Raw genomic sequence first — 23759 nt, forward strand, 5'->3', positions numbered from 1 at the left:
CTTCTCTGCCGGCTACGGCCGGTTCGTTCTGGTGCGACTGTGACGGCGGCACGGTAGCCGGGGACGCGGCGGGGTGTCAAGCGGCAAAGCAGGAGCGCCGGCATCGTGCCGGCGCTCCTCGGTGGCGTGCTTACAGCGGGTCGCGCAGGAGGGGACGGGTGAGGCAGGTCGGGCCACCCGTCCGGTTGTGGGAGATCTCCCGGCCCTGGTACAGGATCACCTCGCAGCCGGCTGCTTCGAGGCGGCGGGCGGTCTCGCGGTTTTCTTCCAGCAACAGGCAGCGGCGCGGGCCGAGCGCTAGGACGTTCGGACCCTGGGTCGGGAACTCCTCGTCAGGCACCTCCACCAGTTGAATACCCCGCTCCTGGAGGCGCTGGACGAACTCGGCGGCGAGCAGCGGCAGGTATACGACCGCCAGGTCGCGGTCGAGCATGCTGATGAGCGAGAGCAGATGCAGGCACTCGCCGGGCCCGCGCCAGTGCGGGAGGTCCACGGTGATGACCTCGACCCCCTGCGCCGCCATGATCTCCGCCATCTGCCGGATGCCCTCGGTGTTGGTCCGGTAGCCGCGGCCGATGGCGAGCGTCTGGGCATCGAGCCAGAGGCAGTCGCCCCCTTCGAGCGTGCCCGGTTCGACGATGCGCCCGGCAATGGGGATTCCCAGGTCGCGCATCGTCTCCTCGGCCAGGGCGACCTCGGGCGCGCGGAGCGGCTTCCCCATGCGGCACAGGACGGCTCCGGCGTCGGTCATGAAGACCGGGTCGAAGGGGAAGATAGCGTCCGGCAGCCCTGGGTCATCGACCTCCCCGACGACGAGGTCCACTCCGGCGTCGGTCAGGATCTGGCGCAGCGCGGCGTGCTCACGCACTGCCAGGTCGTGATCGATCGGCCGCAGGTAGCCGAACGCCTCCCAGGAGACGTCGGGTCCGGGCGGGACGGGCGGGAAGACCAGCGCCCGCCGCAGTGTCCCCGCCATCGTGTTGCCGCCCCAGTGCCGTTCGCGCTCGGTTGCCATGCGCCCCTCCCCCCGTTTTCACCAGACGTACGGTCGCATGGTAGCAGCCGCCGTGGCCGGCGTCACGACCTGCCGGACGCCTCCAGCAGCGTGCCGTAGAGGTCCAGCGTCTGCCGCGCGATGGCGTCCCAGCTAAAGCGCTCCTCGACCCGGCGTCGGCCGGCGCGGCCCATGCGTGCCTGCATGTCCGGGTCACGCGTGACCCGGTTGACGGCCGCGGCGAGGTCGGACGAGAACTGTGCCGGGTCGACCGGCTCGAAGGTGCCCGGCTTGAGGGAGAGCGGCACCAACACGCCGGTTTCCCCGTCGACCACCACCTCCGGGATACCGCCGACCGCCGAGGCAACCACGGCTGTCTCGCAGGCCATGGCCTCGAGGTTGATGATGCCGAACGGCTCGTAGACCGACGGGCAGACGAAGACGCTGGCGTGGGAGTAGAACTGGATCACGTCCGGGCGTGGCAGCATCTCGGGGATCCAGAAGACCCCGTCGCGCTTCGCGCTGACGGCTGCCACGCGCTCCTGCATCTCCCGCCCGATCTCGGGTGTATCGGGAGCGCCGGCCAGGAGCACCACCTGCAGCTCCGGATCCAGCTCCGGGATGGCGTTGACCAGGTGGATGATCCCCTTCTGGCGCGTGATGCGGCCGACGAAGAGGACGTAGGGCCGGTCGGGATCGACGCCGTAGCGGCGGATGGCGTCGGTGTTGGGCGTGGGCTGGTACTCGTTCAGGTCGATGCCGTTGTGGATGACGTGCACGCGCTCGGGCGGCACGTTGAAGTGCGCCAGCACGTCGTTCCGCGTCTCCTTGGAGACGGCGATCACCGCGTCGGCCCCCTCGATCCCGGTGCGCTCCATCCAACTGCTGAGGTGGTAGGCGTTGCCGAGCTGCTCCACCTTCCACGGCCGCAGCGGCTCCAAAGAGTGGATCGACACCACGAGCGGCACGCCCCAGAGCTGCTTGGCCCAGAATCCGGCCAACTGCGTGTACCAGGTGTGGGCGTGGACGATGTCGGCGTCGAAGTTGTCCTTCGCCATCAGGAGGTCGCGAGAGAGGGCGTCCAGTGCGCCGGTGAAGCGCGCGTCGGTGTTCTGCTTAACCTCGTCCCATCCCAGGTACCCCTTGACGCGGAGGTTGCCCTCATCGATGTCCTGCGTGCCGAAGCAGCGCACCTCGACCGGGATGATCCTGGCGAGCGCCTGACTCAGGTACTCCACGTGGACGCCCGCGCCGCCATAGATGTTAGGCGGGTACTCGTTGGTGAAGATCGCGACTTTGCTCGGCTGAACCACTGATGTGTCCTCGCTCCCGTCGTCGTTATTGCGCCTTATCGCAGTCTGCCTCCGCTTCGCTCGCTGGGCTGGCGAAGCGGACACGAGGGCCAAGTCAACAATAACATTAACGATGACGCAACCGGCCGCCCCGGACACGGGGCGGCCGGTCAGTGCGTGTCGGCTGGGTCGGCGCGTCAGCTCTCAGCGAGCGAGTTGGCCAGGGCGGTGGCCTGCATCAATGCGTCCTCGATGCGGTTGCGCTGGCGCAGGAGCTGGGTCCGCAGGAAGCGATAGTCGTCGCTCTCCGGATCGAGAGTCGCCAGCTCCTGAACCGGCGCCAGGCCGGGCAGGACCGGCAACTGCAGCGCCGGGTCGAACTCGTACGCACCGGCAATGGTGAAGAGCGCCGGGTTCAGGATCCGGGAGAGGGCGCGCATGCCCGCGTTCAGGTGCGTCGGGTCGCTCCCCTCGGCCGCGACGCGAGCCGCCTTCTCCCGCAGCCGCAGGGCCGCTTCTCGGAAGAGGTCGGCCTGGTGCTGTGCCGGGGTGAGGTCGAGGTGAGCGCCTCCCACATCCTGGAAGTCGCGCAGGTGATTGATGAAGTCGTTGGCCACCGGGACGAAGTCGTAAGGGTGCAGCGCCGGGACACACATGCGGGCCGTCATCGTGACGTAGAGCCGGGTGTCGTCGGCGAGGATCTCCGGGTCGGCCTTGTCGAGGGTGTCCTCGGGCGAGTGCCACCACCAGCCGCCACCGCAGCCGCCCACGGCCTTGCGGTCGGGGTGGTCGATCGGGAGCATGCGGAAGGCTCCGAGTGAGGGGAGTCCGACGCCCAGGAACGACTGGTCGCCCGCCTTGAGCGGCCGGCGCACGTTCGGATCCTGCCCGGTCAGCTCCTTGACCGCAGCACGGGTCAGGTGCTCGATCTCGCCGCAGTTGTAGCGGCAGTCCCAGATCTCCGTCTCGCGGACGCCGGGGGAGTCGATGTTGAGGTAGCCCAGGCAGTACTTGCGCAGTTCCATGAAGTGGGTGTCGGCGTACCAGGTCGAGCCGGCGTAGCGACCGGTGGAGTGGCCCGGCCACCAGGCGAAACGAACGCCGTGGCGCAGGTGCTCCCGGTACTTGCTGAGCACGCGCGCCATCTCGATCAGCGCCGCGTCGCCGGTCGCGTTGTCGGTGATGCCCTCGTACCAGGAGTCGATGTGAGCACCGACGAGCAGGAAGGTGTTGGGCTCGCTCCCGGGGATATCGGCGACCACCAGCGGGAGGCGCATCCAGGCGGTGTGGACGTCGGAGGTGATGCGTACCCGGACCGTGCCGGCCTCGCACATTTCCCGCAGTCGCTCCCCGTCGGCGTGCGTTACACCGAGGGCCGGGATGCGCGGGATGCGCGGCGCCGAGTCGCGCGTGGGCGTGCCCCAGATGCTGGTGGCGATCATCTCGTGGATGACCGGCTCGTCCGACGGCCAGATGTGGATGTGGGCGAGGGCGCCGCGCTCCTGGGCACGGCGGACGCCGTCCGGCCCGCCGTCGGCGGTGAGGACGATCTTGCCGCGCACGTCGCGTCCGGTATAGTCGCCGGCGACGGCTCGATGGCTAAAGATCATCTCGCCCTTGGCGGGCTTGTTGAACGGAATGAAGACCAGCTCGGCCTCGATGCCTTCTGGAGGGGTCGAGGCACCGAACGATCGGGTACGGACGGGGATCTGCTGAGCGCCGCCCTTGTCGTCGAAGACCGTCAGCGTACCCTCACGGGGCCAGGAGATATAGCCGTCGAACTCCAGGATCTCGGTCGCCACCCCGTACTCGCGCATGCGCTCGGCGATGTATTCCGCCGCGCGGCGCTCATCCTCGGTGCCGCTGTCCCGGAAGAGGCGGCTGAACACTTCCAGATGGGCTTTGAGCCTTTCGGCCGATATCTCGTCGCGGAGCGCCTGCTCCAGCGTGGTCAATGTCGCGTCAACCATGTCTTCGAACCCTCCGCTCGTCGCGACTGTTCTTCACTGCGCGACTGGCACAGTACAGTCTTTCGGTTCCGCATGATCCCACATCGTGTCACATGTGCGGTCATGCGCGTTCGGTGTCCCAGCGGGCAAAGGAACGGCGCCGCGGGGTGTCCGGCGGCGCCGTGATCAGGCTGGGAGCGATCAGTTCGCCGTGGCGGCCTCGACGGTCTCGCGGGCCAGCTCCAGGGTCCAGACCAGGCGGTTCTGCCCGCGGGTCAGATGCGCGCGCAGCACCCCCCGCCGGTGCGGGTCGCTCGCCTGTGCCAGCGCCCCCGCCGGGGCCAGGTCCGGCAGCGGCGGCACGTTCAGCGCCGGGTCATGCCAGAAGGGCGCCTGCCGACTGTAGTTGACCGGGATCAGCAGCCGCCCCAGCCGCACCTGCGCCGCGTTGAAGCGCCGCGCCGCCGGCTCGGCCGGATCGTCGACGGCCGGGGCCGCCGCATAGAAGCGGGTTAGCGCCGCCTCCAGGGCGTCCACCGCCGCCTGGGCCGGGCCGAAGTCGAAGCCGCTGCCCGCGGCCTCCTGGTAGCGCGCCAGGGTGGCGCGGAACTCGGCCGTGGTGCGCGTCCAGTCGAAGGGCAGCAGGGGGGCAGTGAGCACCCGCAGCACCGAGGCGGCATACATGCGCATATCGCGCAGCAGGATGTCGCGGTCGGCGATCGCGAGGGTGTCGCCCTCGGTGTGCCACTCGATGTTGGCCCCGCAGCCGCCCACGGCGTAGTAGCCCTTGGCGAGGCGGTCCTCCTCGGCCATGGTGGAGCTGAGCATGTAGAAGCTGGAGAGGCCGATGCTGTTGAAGGAGTAGTCGCCGGCCCGCGGTGGGCGCTCGGGCTGGGGGGTGATGCCGGTGGTGGCACGGATGACGGCGTCGACGAAGGGCTCGGTCTCGCTCATGGCGGTCAGGTTGTTGTAGGTGGTGGCCCAGCGGCAGCCGGGGGAGTCGCAGTTGACCTGGGCCACGCAGTGGCGCGCCAGCTCCAGGGCGAAGGTGTCGGCATACCAGGTGGAGCCGGCATAGCGGCCATGGGAGTGGCCGCTCCACCAGGCGATGCGCAGCGAGCGCGCCAGGCGGTCGCGGTGGGCCCAGAAGACGCGGGCCAGCTCCAGCAGGGTGGCATCGCCGGTGGCGTTGTCGCCGATGCCGACGTGCCAGGAGTCGAGGTGGCCGTGGAGCAGGACGAACTCCTCGGGGACGCGGGCACCGGGGATCTCGGCGACGAGCACGGGGATGGGGCGCCAGCGGGTGTCGAGGCGGGTGGCCAGGGCCACCTGGGCACCGGCCTGGGCGGCGGCGATGAGGGCCTGGCCGTCGGGGTGATTGACGGCCACGACGGGGATGGTGGGCTGGCGGCCCATCGAGTCGAGGTCGGGAGTGCCCCAGATGGTGGTGCAGATGCCCTCGTGGATGGCCTCGCCGGGGTTGATGAAGATCCCGGCCTTGGCGCCGGCGGCCATCACGTCGGCAACCTTGCCCGGGGACGCCATGCCCTCGGTCAGCACGATCTTGCCGGCCACGTCCTGGCCGCCCAGGTCCACACCCGTGGAGAAGACGTCACCCGAGTTGGCCCCGGCCCCGCTCGGCACGTAGACAAGCTCCCCGACGATCTCCTCGCCGTCGGTGGAGACCGACATCGCCGGGGTCTTGGCGCGGAACGAGCGGCCGTCCGGTCCGAGGGTGCGGACGCTGGCCTCGAGGGGGATGGAGATGAAGCACTCGGGCTCGTAGAGGGTGTAGGGGATGCCCGCTTCCTTCAGTTGCTCGATGATGAGCTCGATGGCGCGCCGCTCGTCCTCCGAGCCGGAGAGCCGGTGCAGCGTCGAGAAGTCCTCGATCAGCTTCCAGGGCACGTCGAGCGAGATGGCGTCGACGATCTCCCGCTCCAACTCCGGGTCGGTCCACTGTGTGATCGTGGTCAAACGATCCATACCGCCATTTCCTTCCTTGGGGAGCGGAGCGGCTCCCCGTCCTCCCTACCCGACGACGACCTGCGCGCGGTCGCCACTAATCTCCAGTTGTGTCCCGAAGGGCTGCGAGAGCCGGTTGAGCAGCGCGAACACCCGCTCGGCGTCGGCGCCACTGACGAGCTGCGGGAAGCCCGCCTCGTCCAGGATCAACGGCACCAGCTCGACTGATGGCTCCGGCCCGAACGTAACGCGGGCGATGACTGACTCCGGCTCCATGAAGCCGCGCGGCTGCTCGAAGATGAAGTTCCCGAGGCTGTAGAAGATGGGCTTGTTCTGGTAGATCTCGATCGGATGCAGCGAGTGCGAGTGGTGGCCGCATACGACATCGGCGCCCGCGTCGATCAGGGCGTGCCCGAGCGGCTGCTGGTACTCCGCCAGCAGACCCTGGTACGGCGACAGCCAGTAGGACGGGACGCCCCAGTGGATGCCGACGATGACCGCGTCGGCTTCCTTCTTCAGCGCGGCGATCTGCTCGCAGACGCGCTCCTGATCGGTGGGGTCGACCCAACTGCGCACGATCGGCATGGTGCCGGGCTGCTCGACCAACAGGTTCGCGTCAACCTCGAAGGAGAAGCCGACGCGGATGGGCGCGATTCCCGGCTTGCCCGGTCCGGCGTCGGACTCGACCGGGAGCGTGGAGGCGACGCTCAGGAGCGCGATGCGGGCGCCGTCGTGGGTCAGCCAGGCCGGCTGGCTGGCCGCGTCCAGGTCGGCCCCGGCGCCGCAGTGCAGGATGCCGGCCCGCTCGCAGGCCTCCAGCGTGTCGAAGAGCGCCGGGTGACCGTAGTCCATCATGTGGTTGTTGGCGAGCGTCACGGCGTGGACACCCATGCCCTTGACGTCGTCGATGATCGCCGGATCGGAGCGGAGATTGGAGTGCTTGGGGACGCGGTAGCCGCGGTTCGACAGCGGCATCTCCAGGTTGGCGACCACCAGGTCGGCGCTACGCATCTCAGCGACGGCGGCGGCAAAGGCGGGATCCTGTGCGGCCGGCTGCTGCGCGAACGGCGTGCGGATCATAACGTCTCCGACCAGGCTGACCGTGGTCGGGCGACGACTCTGCATGGCTGTCCTTCCCTCCAAACTCACCACTGGTGACCTACAGGTTCCCTTCGCGGTACTGCGGGTCCAGGGCGTCGCGCAGCGCGTCGCCGAGGAAGTTGTAGGCGAGCACGGTGAAGAGGATGAGCAGGCCGGGGTAGACCGGCAGGATCGGGTTCTCCCACAGGTATGCCTGGGAGTTGCTCAGCATGTTGCCCCAACTGGCCTGCGGTGGCTGGATGCCCAGCCCGAGATAGCTCAGCGCCGACTCCAGCAGGATGGCGTTGGCCACGCCCAGGGTCGCCGCGACGATGATCGACGGGACGGTATGGGGCACGATATGGCGGAACAGGATGCGGGCGTTCGTTGCCCCGAGTGCCCGCGCTGCCTGGACGAATTCCAGGTTCCGGTAGCGCAGCACCTCACTCCGCACGATGCGGGCGACCACCATCCAACTGGTCACGCCGATGACGATGACGATATTTCGGAAGCTCGACCCGAAGACGGCCACCACGATGAGGACGAGGAAGAAATACGGGATTGCCATCATCCCGTCGGTCAGCCGCATCAGGACGCTGTCCACCGCCCGGCCGAGGTAGCCGCTCGCGGCGCCGATGAGCGAGCCGATGGCGATCGAGATCACCATGGCGATGAGACCGACGCTCATCGACGCCCGCGAACCAACGATCAGGCGCGAGAGGACATCCCGGCCGCTCTCGTCGGTCCCCAGCAGGTGCTCGCGGGACGGCCGGGCGTGGGTATAGAGGATGTCGACCTCGTTCGGGTCGTACGGCGCCAGGACCGGTGCGAACAGCGCGACCAGGTACATCACGATCAGGAACAGGGCCGACAGCACCGCCACGCGGTTCCGCACGAAGCGCTGCCAGGCGATCCGTCCCCACGAGCGGGGTGCCCGCTGGGTTTCGATCTGTTCTCTGCTCAGGGTCTGTGCTTGTGCCATCCGCGCCGTCCCCTAGCCCACGCGGATGCGCGGGTCGAGATAGCCGTACACCAGATCCGTCACGAGGCTGCTGATCAAGACGACGATCGCCACCGTGAGGGTCGCTCCCAGGACGACCGGGTAGTCACGGGTGCTCGCTGCCTCGACTGCGAGCCGGCCCATGCCCGGCCAGGAGAACACCGTCTCGGTGATCGCTGCGCCGCCAACCGCGCGCGGCAGGAGGACGCCGATCACCGTCACCACCGGGATCAGCGCGTTGCGCAGCGCATGGCGGCTGACGACCACATTGCTGGGCAGCCCCTTTGCGCGGGCGGTGCGGATGTAGTCCTCACTGAGCACGCTGATCATGCCGGAGCGGGTGTAGCGCGTCAGCTCTGCCAGGTTGGCCGTGGCCAGCACGATGGTCGGCAGGATCAGGTGCTTGATCCGGTCCACCAGGGAGAACTCCTCGCCCAGGGTGGCCATTCCGCCGGCTGGCAACCACCTCAGTTGGATCGAGAAGACGATGATCAAGATGATGCCGAGCCAGAAGACGGGGATCGAAACCCCGAAGAAGCTGACTCCCGCGACGATCCGGTCGAGCGCCGAGTTGCGCCGCAAGGCGCTGATCACCCCCAGGGGGATTGCCAGCCCGATGGAGAGGAGCAGAGCGATACCGGTCAACAGCAGGGTGTTGGGCAGCCGGTCCGCGATCAAGCTACCGACCGGCTCGATGGTGTTGTAGCTGCGACCGAGGTTCCCCTGGAGGACGTTCTTCAGCCAGCGGCCGTACTGGACTGGGAGCGGATCGTTCAGGCCCAGTTGCTCTCGCATCCGCTCGATGTCCTCGCGGCTCAGCTCCGGGTTGGAGAGCAGCGACGGCCCACCCGGTGCCGAATGGATCAGCATGAAGGTGACGATACTGACGATGAAGAGCAGCACGACCGCCTGAAACAATCGGCGGATGAGATAGGCGCCCACGATTCTCCTCAATCAGCGTCGGTCGACGGCTGTCAACGTCGGGCTTCCTGCGCTACCCTGCCCCTGACCCGGCGGACGGCGAGCCGACCGGCGGTCCGTCATTCGGTGGCGGGAAGGTGAGGACCGGGTTGCCGCCCGCGCGGCGGCCGGGCACGTGGCCCGGCCGCCGGGGACGGACGCCGGGTCGTGCGCCAGTAACGACCCGGCCGGTCCCCACCGCGAGGACCGCCCTACTCGACCCAGACCTTCTCCATCCAGGTCAGCGCGTCGCGGTAGCCCATCGCCGGGAGACCCTTCGTGCGCGTGCTCATCGCCTGGATCTCTTCCGGGTAGTAGAGATAGACGACGGGCACATCCTCGGCGAGCTTCCGCTGCAGCTCGTGGTACAGCTCGATGCGGGCCTGCTCGTCCGGCTCGCTCCGGGCCTGCACGATCAGCTCGTCGATCTCCGGGTTGTTGTACGCCCACCAGTTCGAGGACGACTCGCTGTGGTAGTGGTCGTACAGGTCCGCGTCGGGCGGGGTGATCCACCACTGCATCAGCAGGTCGTACTCGAGGTTGTGATACATGTCGAGGTGAACGGGCCAGTCGACGATCTCCAGGGTGACATCGATACCCAGCTTCTGGTACTCCTGCTGGGCGTAGGTGATCACCTGCTCCATGGCCGGGTAGCCCTTGGGGCCGTTGAACCGGAGGGTGAACCGCTCGCCCTGGGCGTTGGTCAGAACACCGTCCTGACCCTTGGTCCAGCCTGCTTCCTCCAGCAGAGCCGCCGCCCGCTCCGGGTCATAGTCATAGGTCGGGACGTCGGGATTGTAGTACGGGCCAAGCAACGGGTTGATCGGCCCGGTCGCCACCTGACCGCGACCCTTGAGCACCTGCTCGACGATGGCCTGCCGGTTGATGGCATGGACCAGTGCCTGCCGCACGCGGACATCCTGCATCTTCGGGCTGGAGTGGTTGATGGCGAAGAAGTAGTAGTTGACCTGCGGCACGTAGCGGATCTCGACGTTGTCGACCCCGCTCAGGGCGTCGATCTGCGCTGGCTCGATGACGGTGAAGTCGATCTCGCCGGAGCGCACCTGAGCCACCCGGGCGTTGCCATCGGGGATGACCTTGAAGATGATGCCGTCCAGCAGCGGGGCACCCTCGAAGTAGTCGGGGTTCGCCTCGACCGCCAGGTGGCTGCCCTGGACGAACTCCTGGAACTTGAATGGACCGGTCCCGATGGGCTTCCGCAGGAACTCGGCAGGCTCGTTGAGATCCTGACCCTCCAGGAGGTGCTTGGGCACGATCGGCTTGTTGTAGCCGAGCATGATCGGAAGCGACGCAAACGGGTACTTGAGGACGAACTTCACGGTCTGCTCGTCGACGACCTCGGTGCTGTCGATCGAGCTGACCACACCGCGGCCGGAGGCGTTCACGTTCGGGTCGAGGACTGCATCCATGGTGAACTTGACGTCCTCGGCCGTCAGCGGCTCACCGTCGTGCCAGGTCACACCCGACTTGAGCTTAAACGTGTATTCGGAGAGGTCGGCAGCCGCCTCCCAGGACTCAGCCAGGTCGGGGACCACCTCGATGGTGTCACCCTCAAGCTGGTACTGGACGAGGCTGTTGTAGATGGTCTTATTGACGAGAATGTCGGTCAGCGCACCCGGGGCCGTGATCGGGTAGGCTGTCGGGTTCGCGGTGATCGCCATCCGCCAGATCCCACCCTGCTTCGCCTCGCCGCCACCACCACCGGGGGTACCTTCCGCCGAGGGCGTGCTGCTGGTGCCGCCCCCGCTGCCGCTCCCGCCGCTCGGCGCGGTCGTCGGGCTCTCGGACCCACCGCCGCAGGCGGCCAGGATGCCGGCTCCCGCGATGCCGAGACTGCCGAACGCGGCCAGTTGGAGGACACGGCGGCGCGAGACCGGAGTTCCCGCGCGCCGCAACTCATCGACCACCCGTTCGCTCTCCATCATCTCCCCCTGTTCCTTACTAGCCAAGGGACCACTAGCCAAGGGACCGCTCATTTCGTGGGGCGCCGAACTGACCGAGTGTGTACTCGGCGAGGCGCCGCGAGATCTCTCGGCCGGCCCACAAGACCGCCTCGATCGTGGCCTGATGCTGCTCAGGTCCAAGACGAAACGTCGGGGCGGCGACGCTGATACCGGCAATTACCTGACCGGTGTGATCGTGAATGGGCGCTGCGATGGAGCAGACGCCGGGGTCCAGTTCCTCATTGCTGATCACGTATCCCTGCTGACGGATTCGCTCCAGTTCGGCGCGGAGGACGTCGGGGTCCGTGATGGTCCGCTCGGTGAACCGCGTAAGCGGCGTGCACGCACGCAGATAGGCCTCGATGCTCTCCGGCGGTGAATACGCCAGGAGCAGCTTGGGCGACGACCCGACGTGCAGCGCGAACCGGGCCCCGACCCGCGCGGTGATGCGCAGCCGCTGCGCGCTCTCCCGCTTGTCGATGCAGATCGCCCAGCGGTTGTCCAGCCGCGTGACCAGGTTGACCGTCTCTCCGGTCCGCTCCGCCAACTGATCCAGCACCGGTGCGGCGATGTGCACCAGGCTTGTGCCATGCACAGCGACTGCCGCGAGATCGATCAGGCGTGGTCCGAGCCGGTACACCTTCGTCTCCGGATCCTGGACGACGAACCCGGAGGGCATGAGCGTCTGGAGGATGCGGAACACCTGATTCTTGGTCAGGCCCGTCATCGCGCTCAACTCCGTGACCCCGAAGCGATGGGGCGGCTGGAGGAAGACGCAGAGGAGATCGGCGGCCCTGGCCACGCTCTCGATCCGGTACTTGGTGGCGGTTGTCTGCATCTATGACTCCGTGTTTTATTCTGCATAACACGGTTATAATTATGGGTGCAGTATAGAGAACGCTATGCCGGGCTGTCAAGTGCCAAGCCATGGATGGGAGACTATGCGGCCGAGACAAGTCGGGAATGCGGCCATCCGGCCGGCTCCCGTTGTCTCGTTGCGCAGAGAAACGAGGGAGCCGGTTGGACGCCGGCGGTTCCTTGGGTGGCGGTGCTCAGAGTGTCAGGTTGGTGACAGGTGGCGGGGAGCTAAGGCGCGGCTCTGCGGCGCCGTATCGTGCGTCCAGGCCCAGGTGATCCTCGGGGCGTCTACTGCGAATCCGGGCGGGGCGAGTCCGGCCGAAAGATCTCGCTCAGCACCGGACTGGTGAACTCGTCGGCGACGCAGTCCATGTAGATCACGTCCCAGCGGCGCCCGGCAAACCGGCGCGCGCCGCGGCGCCGTCCGATCTCCTTGAAGCCCGCCTTCTGATAGGCCCGGATGCCTGCTCGGTTGAACTCATAGACCTTGAGCATGACATTGTGCAGCCCGAGTGCCGTAAAGGCGTAGTCGAGCGCGAGCCGGGTGGCCTCGGTGCCGAAGCCACGGCCGCGGTGGGTCGGCTCGCCGATGATGATGACGAACTCGGCGGTGCCGTTGCGGTGATCGATGTCGATGAGCGCGCAGGTGCCGATCGGCTCCCAGGTGGCGCGCTCGTAGATCTGGAAGCCGACCCGGGTGGCCGACCCGGAGGCGATGGCCTCGTACTGCGCGGTCTGCTCCTCCAGCGTCACGGGTCGCGGCATGTCGCATGGGGTGCAGAGGGTCTGAAACTCGTTGAACCAGCGCTGGTAGGTCTCCAGCAGGTCGCGCCGGAGCGGGCTGAGCGCGACGCGCTCTCCGACGATGTTCACGACCGGCCGCGCTTGCGCTTCGCGCATCTCACGATCCCCCACCTTTTCAGCGCCGGGAAGCGACCCGGGCAGGATCGTCAGGTCGCCCCCGGTGATTCTGGCCCAGGCTACTCGTCGGCCCGCACGATACGGCCGCTGCCGAGGATTCGCTGGTTGATCGATGGGTTGCCGTAGTAGTGCACGTCGCCGCTCCCCGCGATCGAGACGTTGAGCGATTGGGCGACGCGGACCGTGGCGTCGCCAGAGCCTGCCACGTCGACCGCCGCCGTCTCGCTGGCCAGATCGGCAGCGCTGTACTCGCCCGACCCTTCGATTTCCACGCGCTGGTCCGTCACGTCTCCGGCGATGGTGCAGGTGCCGGAGCCGCTGATGCGGACATTGAGCTGATCGCCGGCAAAGCGCTCGATGCGGGCATCCGCCGACCCGGCAAGGCTCAGCGTCAGGGCATCGGTCTGGATGCTGGCCGACTCGACGTCCGCGCTGCCCTCGACCTCGATCGCGTGGATGTCCCGCATGGTCAGGTGGTAGCGGATTTCCCGAGTGGGTTGGATCGACGTGCCGGGGCGCATGCCGATCTCCAGGCGCCCGTTGCGGACCTCCGTGCGGATGCGTGGCAGGATGTTGTCCTCGGCCTCGATGGTCAGCGCCTCGCGGTTGCCTTGCTCGATCACCAGCGTGCCGATGCCGCTGAGGGAAACCTGATCGAAGCCGGACACGTCGCGCGACTCGGTGGCCATGTTGCCCGATCCTTTCTCCGGGATGAAGGGGACGTTGCAGGCTACCGCGATCGGGAGGGCCAGGAGCGCGAGCATCAGGCGGAGCGGATACCGCATACGCTGGTACCTCCAGAACGGGCTGCCCGCGATCAGGCGTTGCGGCGGCTGGGATAGGCGGCGAGCCCAGCCTCGAGGATACCGGCCGCGCGGGTCAGTGTCTCCGGATCGAAGACACAGGCGAGCCGGATCTCGTCCTGGCCGCGCCCCGGGGTGACGTAGAAATCGCTCATCGGCGTCACCATGACCGCTTCCCCGTCGACGTGGAAGTCGCGCAGGAGCCAGGCCGCGAATTGCTCGCTGTCGTCCACCGGGAGCTGCGCGATGACGTAGAAGCCCCCGCCGGGCCGGTGGCAGGTCACTCCCTCGATGCGGGACAGCGCGGTGACGAGCGCATCAACCCGCTGGCGATAGGTCTCGACGACCGTGCTGATGTACGGCTCCGGTGCGCTGAGTGCCTCTGCGATGGCCAACTGCTCGATGACGGGGACGGCGAGGCGCAACTCCGCCAGATCGGCGACGGCGGTCATGACCGCCGGGTTGCGCGAGACGATCGTGCCGATACGCATGCCGCAGGCGTTGAAGCGCTTGGAGATGCTGTCGATGACGACCACGTGGTCATCGAGTCCGGGGATCGAGAGTGCGCTCGGGGCGGGTGGGCCGTCGAACACAATCTCGCGGTACGTCTCGTCGGAGAGCAGGAAGATCCCGGTTTCCCGCACGATCTCGCCCAGCGCCAGAAGATCCTCGCGGCTGTAGACCGTCCCGGTCGGGTTGTTGGGGCTACAGATGAGGATCGCGCGTGTCTTCGGCGTGATCGCCGCGCGGATGGCCTCCGGCGACGGCGGAGTGAAGCCCGGCCCGAGGGGGACGGTTCGCAACTGGAGGCCGGCAACGGCGGTTGTGCCCTGGTACGGTGCGTAGAACGGCTCGGGTATCAGGATCTCGTCACCGGGGTCGCACGTCGCGATCATCGCAAGCGAGAGGGCCTCGCTGGCGCCGCTGGTGATCACGATGTCCCCCGGTTCAACTTCGATCCCGTGGTGGCGGTAGTAGGTCACCCAGGCGTCCAGTGCCTCGGGCAGCCCGCGCGAAGGAGCGTAGGCCAGGTGTCGGCCCGCCGCGCCGGCAATCGACTCGGCGACGCTCGGAGGTGCCTGAAGGTCGGGCTGGCCGATGTTGAGGTGGATGATTCGACGTCCACGCCGCTTCGCCTCGTCAGCAAGGGGAGCGAGCCGGCGGATCGGCGAAACGGGGAGCGCCCGGCACCTCCGCGAGACCGCCAGCTCCGTATGACCCGCCGTCATTCGATGGTCCTCCTTGTGAACGCTCGTACCGTTTGGTGCCCTCCGGGCGTGCCCGGATGGTAGCACAGAACTGTTACTTCATGGCCAGACGGCGAGATGGCGACTGTTGCGGGATTGCGACATCATCTCGTCCGCGGCGTACACGCCTGCCACCTGGGCGCTGCTACGCTGGGTGCAAGAGATGAGCGCAGTGGGAGGGGATGGGTCCTCCCCGAGCTCGCAAGGAGGGGCATCAATGGACGGTGTGCGCTACATGACGCTGGAGGGCTGGCTGCTGGCTGCCGGCCTGGCCGTCGTGCTGGGGCTGGGTGCCAGCTATCTGCTCGACCGCCGCCTCCCCGTGGGCCGCACCCTGGGGCTGATCGGGCTGGCCTTCCTCGGGGTCTTCGGCGGCTCGGAGCTGTTCGGCCCGCTTGAGGGCGAGCAGGCCCTGAGCGAGCTGGGGCCCGCGCTGGGCGACTTCTACCTGCTGACCGGCCTGCTGGGAGGGCTGGTGCTCATGGCGCTGGCCGTGGCCACCGGGCGCCGCGCCGCCGCCGGGCAGCCGACCGATGTGGCTCAGCAGGGCATCAGCGACCCGCCGGTGGCCCGCTGGCTGTTTGCCGACCTGCGTTCGGCCCCGCTGTGGTTCGGGCTGCGGCTCTACCTGGGCTATGAGTGGCTGGCGGCCGGCTGGCACAAGGTGACCGATCCCGCCTGGATGGACGGGGGGACAGCCCTGGCGGCCTTCTGGGAGCGGGTGGTGGCCGTGCCCGAGCAGGGGCGCCCGCCGATCACCTACGGCTGGTATCGGGACTTTCTGAGCTTCATGCTGGAGCATGAGTGGTATCCCTGGTTTGCCCCGCTGGTGGCGGTGGGCGAGACGCTGATCGGGCTGGGGCTGATCCTGGGGGCCTTCGTGGGGATTGCGGCCTTCTTCGGCACGCTGCTGAACTTCAACTTCATGCTGGCGGGGACGGCCAGCACCAACCCGGTGCTGTTTGGGCTGGGGGTGTTCCTGGTGCTGGCCTGGAAGGTGGCCGGCTGGTGGGGGCTGGACCGGGTGCTGCTGCCGGCGCTGGGGGCCCCCTGGCGGCCGGGGGCGCTGTTCCGGGCGGCGCGCGGGCCGAAGGCACCGACGCCGGCCTGAGACGACGCTACCTCCTCCCCCTCTCCACCGGTGCAGGCCCTGGGAGTGCTCCCGGGGCCTGTTGCATGCGGTGCGTGGTGCGTGCTCCGTGCTGCACCCCTCACCCCCAGCCCCTCTCGAACGGAGCCCACCAGGGGAGACGGGAGCAGCACGCAGCACGGATCACGGATCACGGAACACGCAATACGCATGACGCACTACGGATGACGAACGGCCTGCTATGATCGTCGCGCAGTGTCCGGCGTGTCAGTACGGGAGGAGCTGGCGATGGTGTGGGGTGAGCGAACCGCGAGCGGCGTGAAGGGGAACCGTCGGCCGACGGTGAAGCAGGAGGCGGTTGCCTCGCGGGGCATGGTGACCTCCAACCACCCGCTGGCCTCCCTGACTGGCACCGAGATGCTGCTGCTCGGGGGTAACGCGGTCGATGCGGCCATCGCCACCATGTTCGCGTTGTCGGTCGTCGAGCCGATGATGACGACGATCTTCGGCGCGGGGTTCATCACCATGCGCCTGGCGGACGGCACCGTTACCACGATCGACAACTACGCCACGGTGCCGCTCGCAGCCCGCGAGGACATGTTCACGCCGATTCCCGGCTCGCTCGACAACGACGTCGAGGGTCGGCTGAACGACGTCGGCTACCTGGCCGTGGCCACGGGTGGCACGCTCCTGGGCTGGGCCACAGCGATTGAGCGCTACGGCAGGCTGCCGCTGGCGACGGTCGTGGCACCCGCCGTCCGCTTCGCGCGTCACGGCTTCCGGGTCAGCCCCTACCTGCACGAGATGATCCGCACCTGCGCGGAGGATCTGGCTCGCTTCCCCGCCAGCGCCGAGGTCTTCCTCCCCGGCGGGGATCCTCCGCCGGTTGGCGCTATCCTGCGCCGGGCCGACTACGCCGAGACGCTGGAGCGGGTCGGCGCCGAGGGGCCGGATTACCTCTACCGCGGCCCGCTTGGCGAAGCGATCGCGGCCGACATGGCGCGCAACGGCGGGCTGATCACGATGGAGGACCTGGCCGCCTACCGGGTCTACGAGCGTGCACCGGTGCGCGGCACCTACCGGGGCTACGAGATCGTGTCGATGGGGCCGGCCTCCTCCGGCGGCACGCACATCATTCAGATGCTCAACATCCTGGAGGGGTTCGACCTGCGCGCGATGGGCTTCGGGACGCCCGACACCGTGCACCTTATCGCCGAGGTGATGAAGATCGCCTTCGCCGACCGCTTCCGCTACATGGCCGACCCGGAGCGCGTCCGCATCCCGCTCGACTGGCTGACCTCGAAGGAATATGCGGCGCAGCGCCGCGCGGAGATCGACATGAGCCGCGCTCAGCAGTACGTAGCCGCTCCCGCGCCCGAGGGTGAGGGCGACTGCACCACGCACTGCTGCGCGGTCGACGCCGAAGGGAACGTCGTCTCAACCACGCAGACGCTCAACAATGCCTTCGGGTCCAAGGTGACCGTGCCGGGCACCGGGATGTTGCTCAACAACTGCATGCACCTGATGGACCCGACGCCGGGCCGGACCAACTCGATCGAACCGGGCAAGCGGATTCTCTCCTCGATGTCGCCCACCATCGTGCTGAAAGACGGGAAGCCCCTGATGGCCCTCGGCACCCCCGGTGGGGTACGCATCTTCGGCTCCGTTATGCAGGCGATCATCAACGTCATCGACCACGGAATGACGTTGCAAGAGGCAGTCGAAGCGCCGCGCCTGTGGGACCGCGGCCCGGTGCTGGAGCTGGAGCGTGGCTTTGACAACCTGCCCGATCTGGTGGCCGAAATGGAGCGGCGCGGTCACGTGGTGGAGACGCCGCTGAAGGTAGCGGGCGGCATGAACGGCATCCTGATCGACCCGGAGACCGGCCTGCTGCACGGCGCCGCCTGCTGGCGTGCCGACGGCGCCCCGATGGGCTTTTCCGGCGGCGACGCCATCGTCGAGGGCGAGTTCGACGCAGGGATTCCGGTGTGAGCGTCATGCGTCAGCCGTGATGCGTCATGCTTCCCCTTCACCCCAAGCCCCTCTCCCACAAGGGGAGAGGGGTGCTGGACGGCACACGGCACACGGACCACACAATACGCGTCGCGTTTGACGTCCCCACCCCGCTCCGATAGGCTTGAGCCATCGGCCGGCGGCCGCCACGTGCGCGGTGCCGGCGGAGGAGCGCGACGATGTCGACTGCGACCCAGCAGAACGCAGGTGCCCGAGCACCGATTGGCGACCTCACCGCCCCCGGCGCCATCCTGCTCGTCTCGTGCTACGAACTTGGCCACCAGCCGTTGAACCTGGCCTTCCCGCTGGCCTACCTGACCCAAGCGGGCTATTCCCCGGTGGCCGTCGACACGGCGGTCGAACCACTCGATGACGCGGCGATCGCGGCCGCGCGGGTGGTGGCGATTTCCGTCCCGATGCACACCGCGCTGCGGCTGGGCACACAGGTCGCCCGCCGGGTTCGCCAGATTAACCCGGACGCGGTCATCGGCTTCTACGGCCTCTACGCGTGGCTCAACGCCGACTACCTGCTCCGCGAGCACGGCGACTTCGTGATCGGCGGCGAGTATGAGCGCCCGCTGCTCGACTTCGTGCGCGCGCTTGCGGCCGGCAGCGACGAGCCGGTGGAGGGCGTCTCCACCCGCGATTACCGGGTGCCTCCGTCGCTCGCGCGCATCGACTTTCCCATGCCGGAGCGGGCCAGCCTTCCGGCGATGAAGCGCTATGCGCACCTCATGATCGACGGGACGGCGATCCCGGCCGGGTACACCGAGACGACCCGCGGCTGCCACCACACCTGTCTGCACTGCCCGGTGGTGCCGATCTACCGCGGGCGGTTCTTCGCCATTCCGCGCGAGGTCGTGCTGGAGGACATCCGACGGCAGGTGCGCCAGGGCGCCGGGCATATCACCTTTGGCGACCCCGACTTTCTGAACGGCCCGACCCACGCACTGCGCATCTGCCGGGCGATGCATGCGGAGTTCCCGCACGTCACCTTCGACATGACCACGCGGATCGAGCACATCTTGAAGCATCGCGACCTCATCCCCGAGTTCGCGCAGCTCGGGTGCGTCTTCGTCGTCTCGGCGGTGGAGTCGGTCAGCGAGATGGTGCTCGACCGCATCGACAAGGGCCATACGAAGGCGGACGTCGTCGAGGCGCTGCGTATTCTGGAGAGCGCGGGCATCGCCATGCGCCCGTCGCTGCTCCCCTTCACGCCGTGGACCACGATGGAGGATTACCTCGAACTCCTGCGGTTCGTCGAGGAATACGACCTGATCGACAACATCGATCCGGTGCACTTCTCGATCCGCCTCCTGGTGCCGCCCGGATCCGCCCTGCTGGACCGTCCAGAAACCAAGGAGTGGCTCGGCCCACTCGATGAGGCGGCCTTCACCTACACCTGGCGCAGCCCCGATCCGCGGCTGGATGCCCTCCAGCAGGAGGTTGCCCGCATCGCGGAGGCAGGCGAGGCTGCCGGTCAGGACTACGAGGAGACCTTCGCCCAGATTAAGGCTGCTGCCTACGCCGCGGCCGGCCTGGAGGTGCCCCCGCCGGTGCGGCGTGACACCGGCGTGCGCCGCCGGCCACCCCGCCTCAGCGAATCCTGGTTCTGTTGAGCGGAGCCCACCGCGGACCAGTCTGGTCCGCTGAGTCGGTAGACAAGGGCGTACGCAGCCAACTAGGCATCGTACCAGCAGACCTGGAGCGAGAAAAGCGCTACACGACCCCGCTGTCGCCTGCGTTTGACGTTGACGTCACGGCGTTCAGTCGGTGCATCAGTACATCTGGCGCGCATGTCGAAAGAGTCGTATCATGACGATGCCTCCACGAGTTCACGGCATTTTCCTTGCGCGGGCATTGGGAAGCGCGAGATGCCTTATGCTGACGAGCGCTTCGCGAACCAGCTGGAGCGGCAACTGAATAGACACGGACCGAGAAGCGTGTTTAGGACGCGCCGGTCGCTCAAGTCCTTGATCGCAGAGCATGAGGAAAAGCTCGAGCGAGCGCGGTATCGTGAACGCCTGATACGCGAGTTGGCTACGTTCTATCGCCAACTCGAGACCGTCGAGCAGTTTATTCGCGACCGCGACCTACACGAAGATGAATGAGGGTTGGAGTCCTCCCATGACGGTGGCTGGCGACATAGCCAAGACGCTGCATAAAGTCCACGAAGACGGATGGCTCGCGGATCGACTCGAGCAGACCGACGTGCTGAGCCATTCCGAGGCAGATGCGCTGGCGCTCGCGCTCGCGGACATTGCTGAGTCCATGGAGACCGTGTATTCCCAGCTCGTCCCGCGCTTACTGAAAGCCCTCAAGGCTGAGCAGCGAGATGAGGTGCTTAACGCACTCTGGGATCTGCGTGAGGCGTTCCGTCACGTCGACTACCACATTCACGATGCGAAGCTGACGGAGCTGTAGGTTCCGAACGGCACCGCTTCTCAAGGATTGGTTGCGCCAGACGACTCCCGTATCACGCCGGACGAATCGGCCGTTACGGGGGTGGTACTTCGTACGGTAGGGGCGGGTACTGGGGGAAGATCTCAGCGCGCTCTCAACGGCGCGACACGCCCACATCGCCACTGACGTTGCTCCCACACCGTCGTCGCTCCGGCCTTGCCGACGATCGTGGTCCGCGTGCACGTCGCACTGCTGTGAATCTACCTCGGTGGAACGTGATCTGCATTTACCCGGGTAGCGACGGTCGCGGTGCGGCCGGGCGGCGCGGGACGGCCCGCGCGGATTGAAAGTGGATGGACCGATGCCTGACGGTGACCCTCGCAATGCTGCTTTTCGTTACTGCGACGTGTGCGGGCGGGTCGTGCCGGCGGCCAGCACCCAGCGGCTGGCAACCCACAACCTGTGCCTGCGCTGCGCACTCGTCTTCCAGCAAAGCCAGGACGGAAACGGGACGCCGCCCGGGGACCCGCGGGACGACGCTCGCTGGCAGGTTGACCCGGGTGTAGCCTCCGAGGGGCGGTTCGCCAGCTACCAGCCCACCGAGCGCGAACTCCAATGGTGGTCCTTCATCTCCTGGCTCGTCGCCACCGGACGTATAAGCGCCGGCCAGGACGAAGGTGCCGAACTCCTCGAGGCCGCTGAGCAGAGCTGACGACGGTCACTCGTACTTGATGATGAGGTCGGCCAGCGGGCGGCGCTCCCGCCGTTTGGGGTCGGCGGCCGCGTAGCCGATGGTGAGCAGCGCGTGGGGGATGACCGTCTCCGGGAGTCCCAGCGCTTGCCGCGCGACATCGGGGCAGAAGAGGGGTGCACACATCCACCCCCCATCGAGGCCCAGCCGGTACGCCATCAGCAACATGTTCTGCGCGGCGCAGCCGAGGCTCTGGATCGCCATCGTCGTCTCGGCCGCCTGGCGCTCAGGGTCCGGGTAGCGGTCGAGGTCTTCCAGGTAGAGACAGAGAACAATCAGGACTGGTGCCTCCATGAGGCGGCGGCGGGAGCCGGCGAGCCGCTTGGCGATGATCTCCTCCGGCTGGCCGTCCATGGCCAGGTTGTGGAGCCAGGCGTCGCCCATCGCGTCGGCGAGCCGAGCCTTGACCTCCGGTTTGGTGAGGACCGCGAAGCGCCATGGCTGGGTCCCGTGCGGCGACGGCGCCCAGCGGCCGGCCTCCAGGATCTGCTCGACCAGCGCGCGGTCGATTGGGTCCGGCCGGAATCGCCGCACCGAGCGCCGGCCGCGAATCAGTTCCGGGAGATCGAGCGCCCGCTCACTCGGTTCCGGACGGTCATCGGTCTCCACCTGGCTCCTCCTTGCTCCGGCTCTGAACTTCGTCCATGCCCTCACGTTCCCGACTCGTCGCTGCTTGCACCGACAGGGGCATGGCCGGCCAGCTCCTCTAGATCCGCCGGGGTATCAATGTCGAACGCGAGGCCCTGCACCCGCAATTCCCGGAGCGGCAGGCCGCGCGACCGCGCCTGGGCCTGATGGCGGGCGAAGCTACCGGCACCGAACGCCGGCTCGATGGCATCCGGTGGGCGGAGCGCGGCGGCGTTGGTGCCGTGGTCGTGCCGGTCCGGAGCGAGTGCTATGCCTCGCTCCGGTAGGGCCGCGACGAGAGCGTCGATCTCGTCAGCCGTGATCCAGGGGAGATCGGCGAGGACGATGAGCAGGGTGTCGGCGCCGCGCCGGAGTGCCTCATCCCGGCCGAGACGCAAACCCTCGTTCAACCCCACGCCGGGTTGCAGGAGCGCGATCGCGCCGCGCCGCGCTGCGTGCTCGAGCACCTCGGGGTCCGGCGACACGAGGATGACCGCATCGACCTGGCGCGCGGCATTCAGCGCGGTCAGGACGTGGTCGAGCAGGCTGAGGACCAGCGTACGCCGCTCGTCGGGGGCCAGGCGCGCGGCGAGTCGACTCTTGGCGGTGCTCAGCCGCTGGACGGGGACGACCGCGATGGTGGTCATGCGCGGGCCCGGCTCTCCAGGCGGGCAGCGAAGGAAAGCGTCTCGTCCGCCAGCGTGCGCCGGTGCGCCTCGTCGCGCATGACGGTGTCGGTCACGTGCACCGCGATCCCCATCTCTTCGATCCGCCCGGCGAGTTCCGCATCCACCTGATCGATCACGATGCCATCCAGGAAATCCCGGTAGAGTGCCGCCACCCCGGCCGCCGAGACCTCATGGCCGAGCGAGGCGAGCATGCGGTCGGCCGGGCCCTTGAGAGCCGCGCCACCGACGATCGGGCTGACGGCGACCACCGGGGCCGAGACATCGCGCAAGAGATCCCGGAAGCCGGGGACGGCGAGGATCGGGCCAATGCTCACAATCGGGTTGGAGGGACACAGGACGACCGCCGCGGCCTCCCGAAGCGCAGCCGCGACGCCCGGCGGTATCGTCGCGGCCTCGATACCCTCGAAGCGCACGCCGCGGACCTCGTCGGCCTGCCGCCGGCGCACGAAGTAGTCCTGGAAGGCGAGGTCGCCGTCCGGCGTCTCGACGATGGTCGCCACCGGCTCGTCGCACATCGGCAGGATCGCAGCCCGGATACCGAGCGCGCCTGCCAGTTCCGCAGTGACTGTGGTCAGGCTGGCGCCGGCCCGCAGCCGCTCGGTGCGCAGGATGTGCGTGGCGAGATCCCGATCGCCCAGCCAGAACCAGGTCTCCCGACCGTAGCGGCCGATCATCTCCAGTGCGGCCGCGGTGTCCCCGGCGATCCCCCAGCCGGTTTGAGGGTTGGCGATGCCGCCCAGGGTGTACATCACGGTGTCGAGATCGGGGGAGATGTGCAGCCCGAAGAGGGAGAAGTCATCCGCCGTGTTGACGACGACCGTGAGGGCGGCCTCCGGCCGTGCCAATGCGAGCCCGTGCGCCAGCTTGGCGCCGCCGACGCCACCCGCCAGCGCGACGATACGCTGCTCCGCCATGAACCCTGTCCGCGCCACGCCCCGCTACCTCCCACCTGATCGTCACGCTCGCTCGAATTCCGCCTCGAATCGCTCCCGGTACATCCTACTACGCCAGCGAGCGCTGGGACGTTAGCGTGAGGATGCTATGCTCGCAGGTGGAGTCCGCCCTTGACCGGGATGGCTAAGTAAGTGCCGTCGCATATCGACTTCCCCCCATATCCGAACGAGGAGGAACGGCTTCTCGACATCAAGTGCCG

At 67.9% G+C, this 23759-nt stretch carries 20 protein-coding genes; 5 read left to right on the top strand and 15 right to left on the bottom strand.

The window, feature by feature from the left end; all coding sequences use genetic code 11:
* Window positions 1-130 precede the first annotated feature (130 nt).
* The 12 genes from STHE_RS12995 to STHE_RS13050 form a co-directional block, all read right to left on the bottom strand.
* The gene (locus tag STHE_RS12995; protein WP_012873046.1) at window positions 131-1015 is read right to left on the bottom strand and encodes a dimethylarginine dimethylaminohydrolase family protein; all 885 of its coding nucleotides are present in this window, start codon (window positions 1013-1015) and stop codon (window positions 131-133) included.
* Between the two features lie 62 nt (window positions 1016-1077).
* Complete coding sequence (glgA, locus tag STHE_RS13000) at window positions 1078-2307, bottom strand: glycogen synthase (protein ID WP_012873047.1); 1230 nt, start codon at window positions 2305-2307, stop codon at window positions 1078-1080.
* Window positions 2308-2483: 176 nt separating this feature from the next.
* On the bottom strand, window positions 2484-4256 hold the full coding sequence (locus STHE_RS13005) for a M28 family peptidase (protein ID WP_012873048.1): 1773 nt from the start codon (window positions 4254-4256) through the stop codon (window positions 2484-2486).
* Between the two features lie 180 nt (window positions 4257-4436).
* Window positions 4437-6221: a M28 family peptidase gene (locus STHE_RS13010; protein WP_012873049.1), complete on the bottom strand. Its 1785-nt coding sequence runs from the start codon at window positions 6219-6221 to the stop codon at window positions 4437-4439.
* Between the two features lie 45 nt (window positions 6222-6266).
* Complete coding sequence (locus STHE_RS13015; RefSeq protein WP_012873050.1) at window positions 6267-7325, bottom strand: CapA family protein; 1059 nt, start codon at window positions 7323-7325, stop codon at window positions 6267-6269.
* Window positions 7326-7359: 34 nt separating this feature from the next.
* Window positions 7360-8262, bottom strand: coding sequence for an ABC transporter permease (locus tag STHE_RS13020; protein WP_012873051.1), 903 nt, complete (start codon window positions 8260-8262; stop codon window positions 7360-7362).
* A gap of 12 nt (window positions 8263-8274) precedes the next feature.
* Entirely contained in the window at window positions 8275-9222 is a 948-nt protein-coding gene (locus STHE_RS13025) for an ABC transporter permease (RefSeq protein ID WP_012873052.1), read from the bottom strand.
* A gap of 230 nt (window positions 9223-9452) precedes the next feature.
* Window positions 9453-11186 carry an ABC transporter substrate-binding protein gene (locus STHE_RS13030; RefSeq protein WP_012873053.1) on the bottom strand — a complete coding sequence of 578 codons (1734 nt, stop codon included), beginning with the start codon at window positions 11184-11186 and terminating at the stop codon, window positions 9453-9455.
* A gap of 31 nt (window positions 11187-11217) precedes the next feature.
* On the bottom strand, window positions 11218-12042 hold the full coding sequence (locus STHE_RS13035; RefSeq protein WP_012873054.1) for an IclR family transcriptional regulator: 825 nt from the start codon (window positions 12040-12042) through the stop codon (window positions 11218-11220).
* Window positions 12043-12350: 308 nt separating this feature from the next.
* Complete coding sequence (locus STHE_RS13040; protein ID WP_012873055.1) at window positions 12351-12962, bottom strand: GNAT family N-acetyltransferase; 612 nt, start codon at window positions 12960-12962, stop codon at window positions 12351-12353.
* An 80-nt stretch (window positions 12963-13042) separates the two neighbouring features.
* A complete protein-coding gene (locus tag STHE_RS13045) occupies window positions 13043-13768 on the bottom strand; it encodes a head GIN domain-containing protein (RefSeq protein WP_012873056.1) in 726 nt (241 codons plus the stop codon).
* A 32-nt stretch (window positions 13769-13800) separates the two neighbouring features.
* Window positions 13801-15015, bottom strand: coding sequence for a pyridoxal phosphate-dependent aminotransferase (locus STHE_RS13050; protein WP_012873057.1), 1215 nt, complete (start codon window positions 15013-15015; stop codon window positions 13801-13803).
* 235 nt (window positions 15016-15250) lie between these two features.
* Between STHE_RS13050 and STHE_RS13055 the strand changes: the two genes are divergently transcribed.
* The 5 genes from STHE_RS13055 to STHE_RS13080 all read left to right on the top strand — a co-directional run bounded on the left by STHE_RS13055 (window position 15251) and on the right by STHE_RS13080 (window position 21251).
* A complete protein-coding gene (locus STHE_RS13055) occupies window positions 15251-16144 on the top strand; it encodes a DoxX family membrane protein (protein ID WP_012870585.1) in 894 nt (297 codons plus the stop codon).
* Between the two features lie 267 nt (window positions 16145-16411).
* Complete coding sequence (gene ggt / locus STHE_RS13060) at window positions 16412-18115, top strand: gamma-glutamyltransferase (protein ID WP_012873058.1); 1704 nt, start codon at window positions 16412-16414, stop codon at window positions 18113-18115.
* Between the two features lie 200 nt (window positions 18116-18315).
* Window positions 18316-19755: a CUAEP/CCAEP-tail radical SAM (seleno)protein gene (locus STHE_RS13065; RefSeq protein WP_012873059.1), complete on the top strand. Its 1440-nt coding sequence runs from the start codon at window positions 18316-18318 to the stop codon at window positions 19753-19755.
* Between the two features lie 508 nt (window positions 19756-20263).
* On the top strand, window positions 20264-20560 hold the full coding sequence (locus STHE_RS13075; RefSeq protein ID WP_012873061.1) for a hypothetical protein: 297 nt from the start codon (window positions 20264-20266) through the stop codon (window positions 20558-20560).
* A 340-nt stretch (window positions 20561-20900) separates the two neighbouring features.
* Window positions 20901-21251 (top strand): hypothetical protein, encoded by a 351-nt coding sequence (locus STHE_RS13080; protein WP_012873062.1) that lies wholly within the window; start codon window positions 20901-20903, stop codon window positions 21249-21251.
* A 6-nt stretch (window positions 21252-21257) separates the two neighbouring features.
* Here STHE_RS13080 and STHE_RS13085 read toward each other — a convergent pair whose 3' ends face one another.
* The 3 genes from STHE_RS13085 to cofD are packed head-to-tail and all read right to left on the bottom strand — an operon-like array spanning window position 21258 to window position 23538.
* Window positions 21258-21899 (bottom strand): nitroreductase family protein, encoded by a 642-nt coding sequence (locus tag STHE_RS13085; protein WP_012873063.1) that lies wholly within the window; start codon window positions 21897-21899, stop codon window positions 21258-21260.
* Window positions 21900-21940: 41 nt separating this feature from the next.
* Window positions 21941-22564 carry a 2-phospho-L-lactate guanylyltransferase gene (cofC, locus tag STHE_RS13090; RefSeq protein ID WP_012873064.1) on the bottom strand — a complete coding sequence of 208 codons (624 nt, stop codon included), beginning with the start codon at window positions 22562-22564 and terminating at the stop codon, window positions 21941-21943.
* On the bottom strand, window positions 22561-23538 hold the full coding sequence (cofD, locus tag STHE_RS13095; protein WP_012873065.1) for a 2-phospho-L-lactate transferase: 978 nt from the start codon (window positions 23536-23538) through the stop codon (window positions 22561-22563). Before cofD ends, cofC begins: the two co-directional genes overlap by 4 nt.
* Between the last annotated feature and the right edge of the window lie 221 nt (window positions 23539-23759).

Source organism: Sphaerobacter thermophilus DSM 20745 (genome assembly GCF_000024985.1).
In the GTDB taxonomy this organism is placed as follows: Bacteria; Chloroflexota; Chloroflexia; order Thermomicrobiales; family Thermomicrobiaceae; genus Sphaerobacter; species Sphaerobacter thermophilus.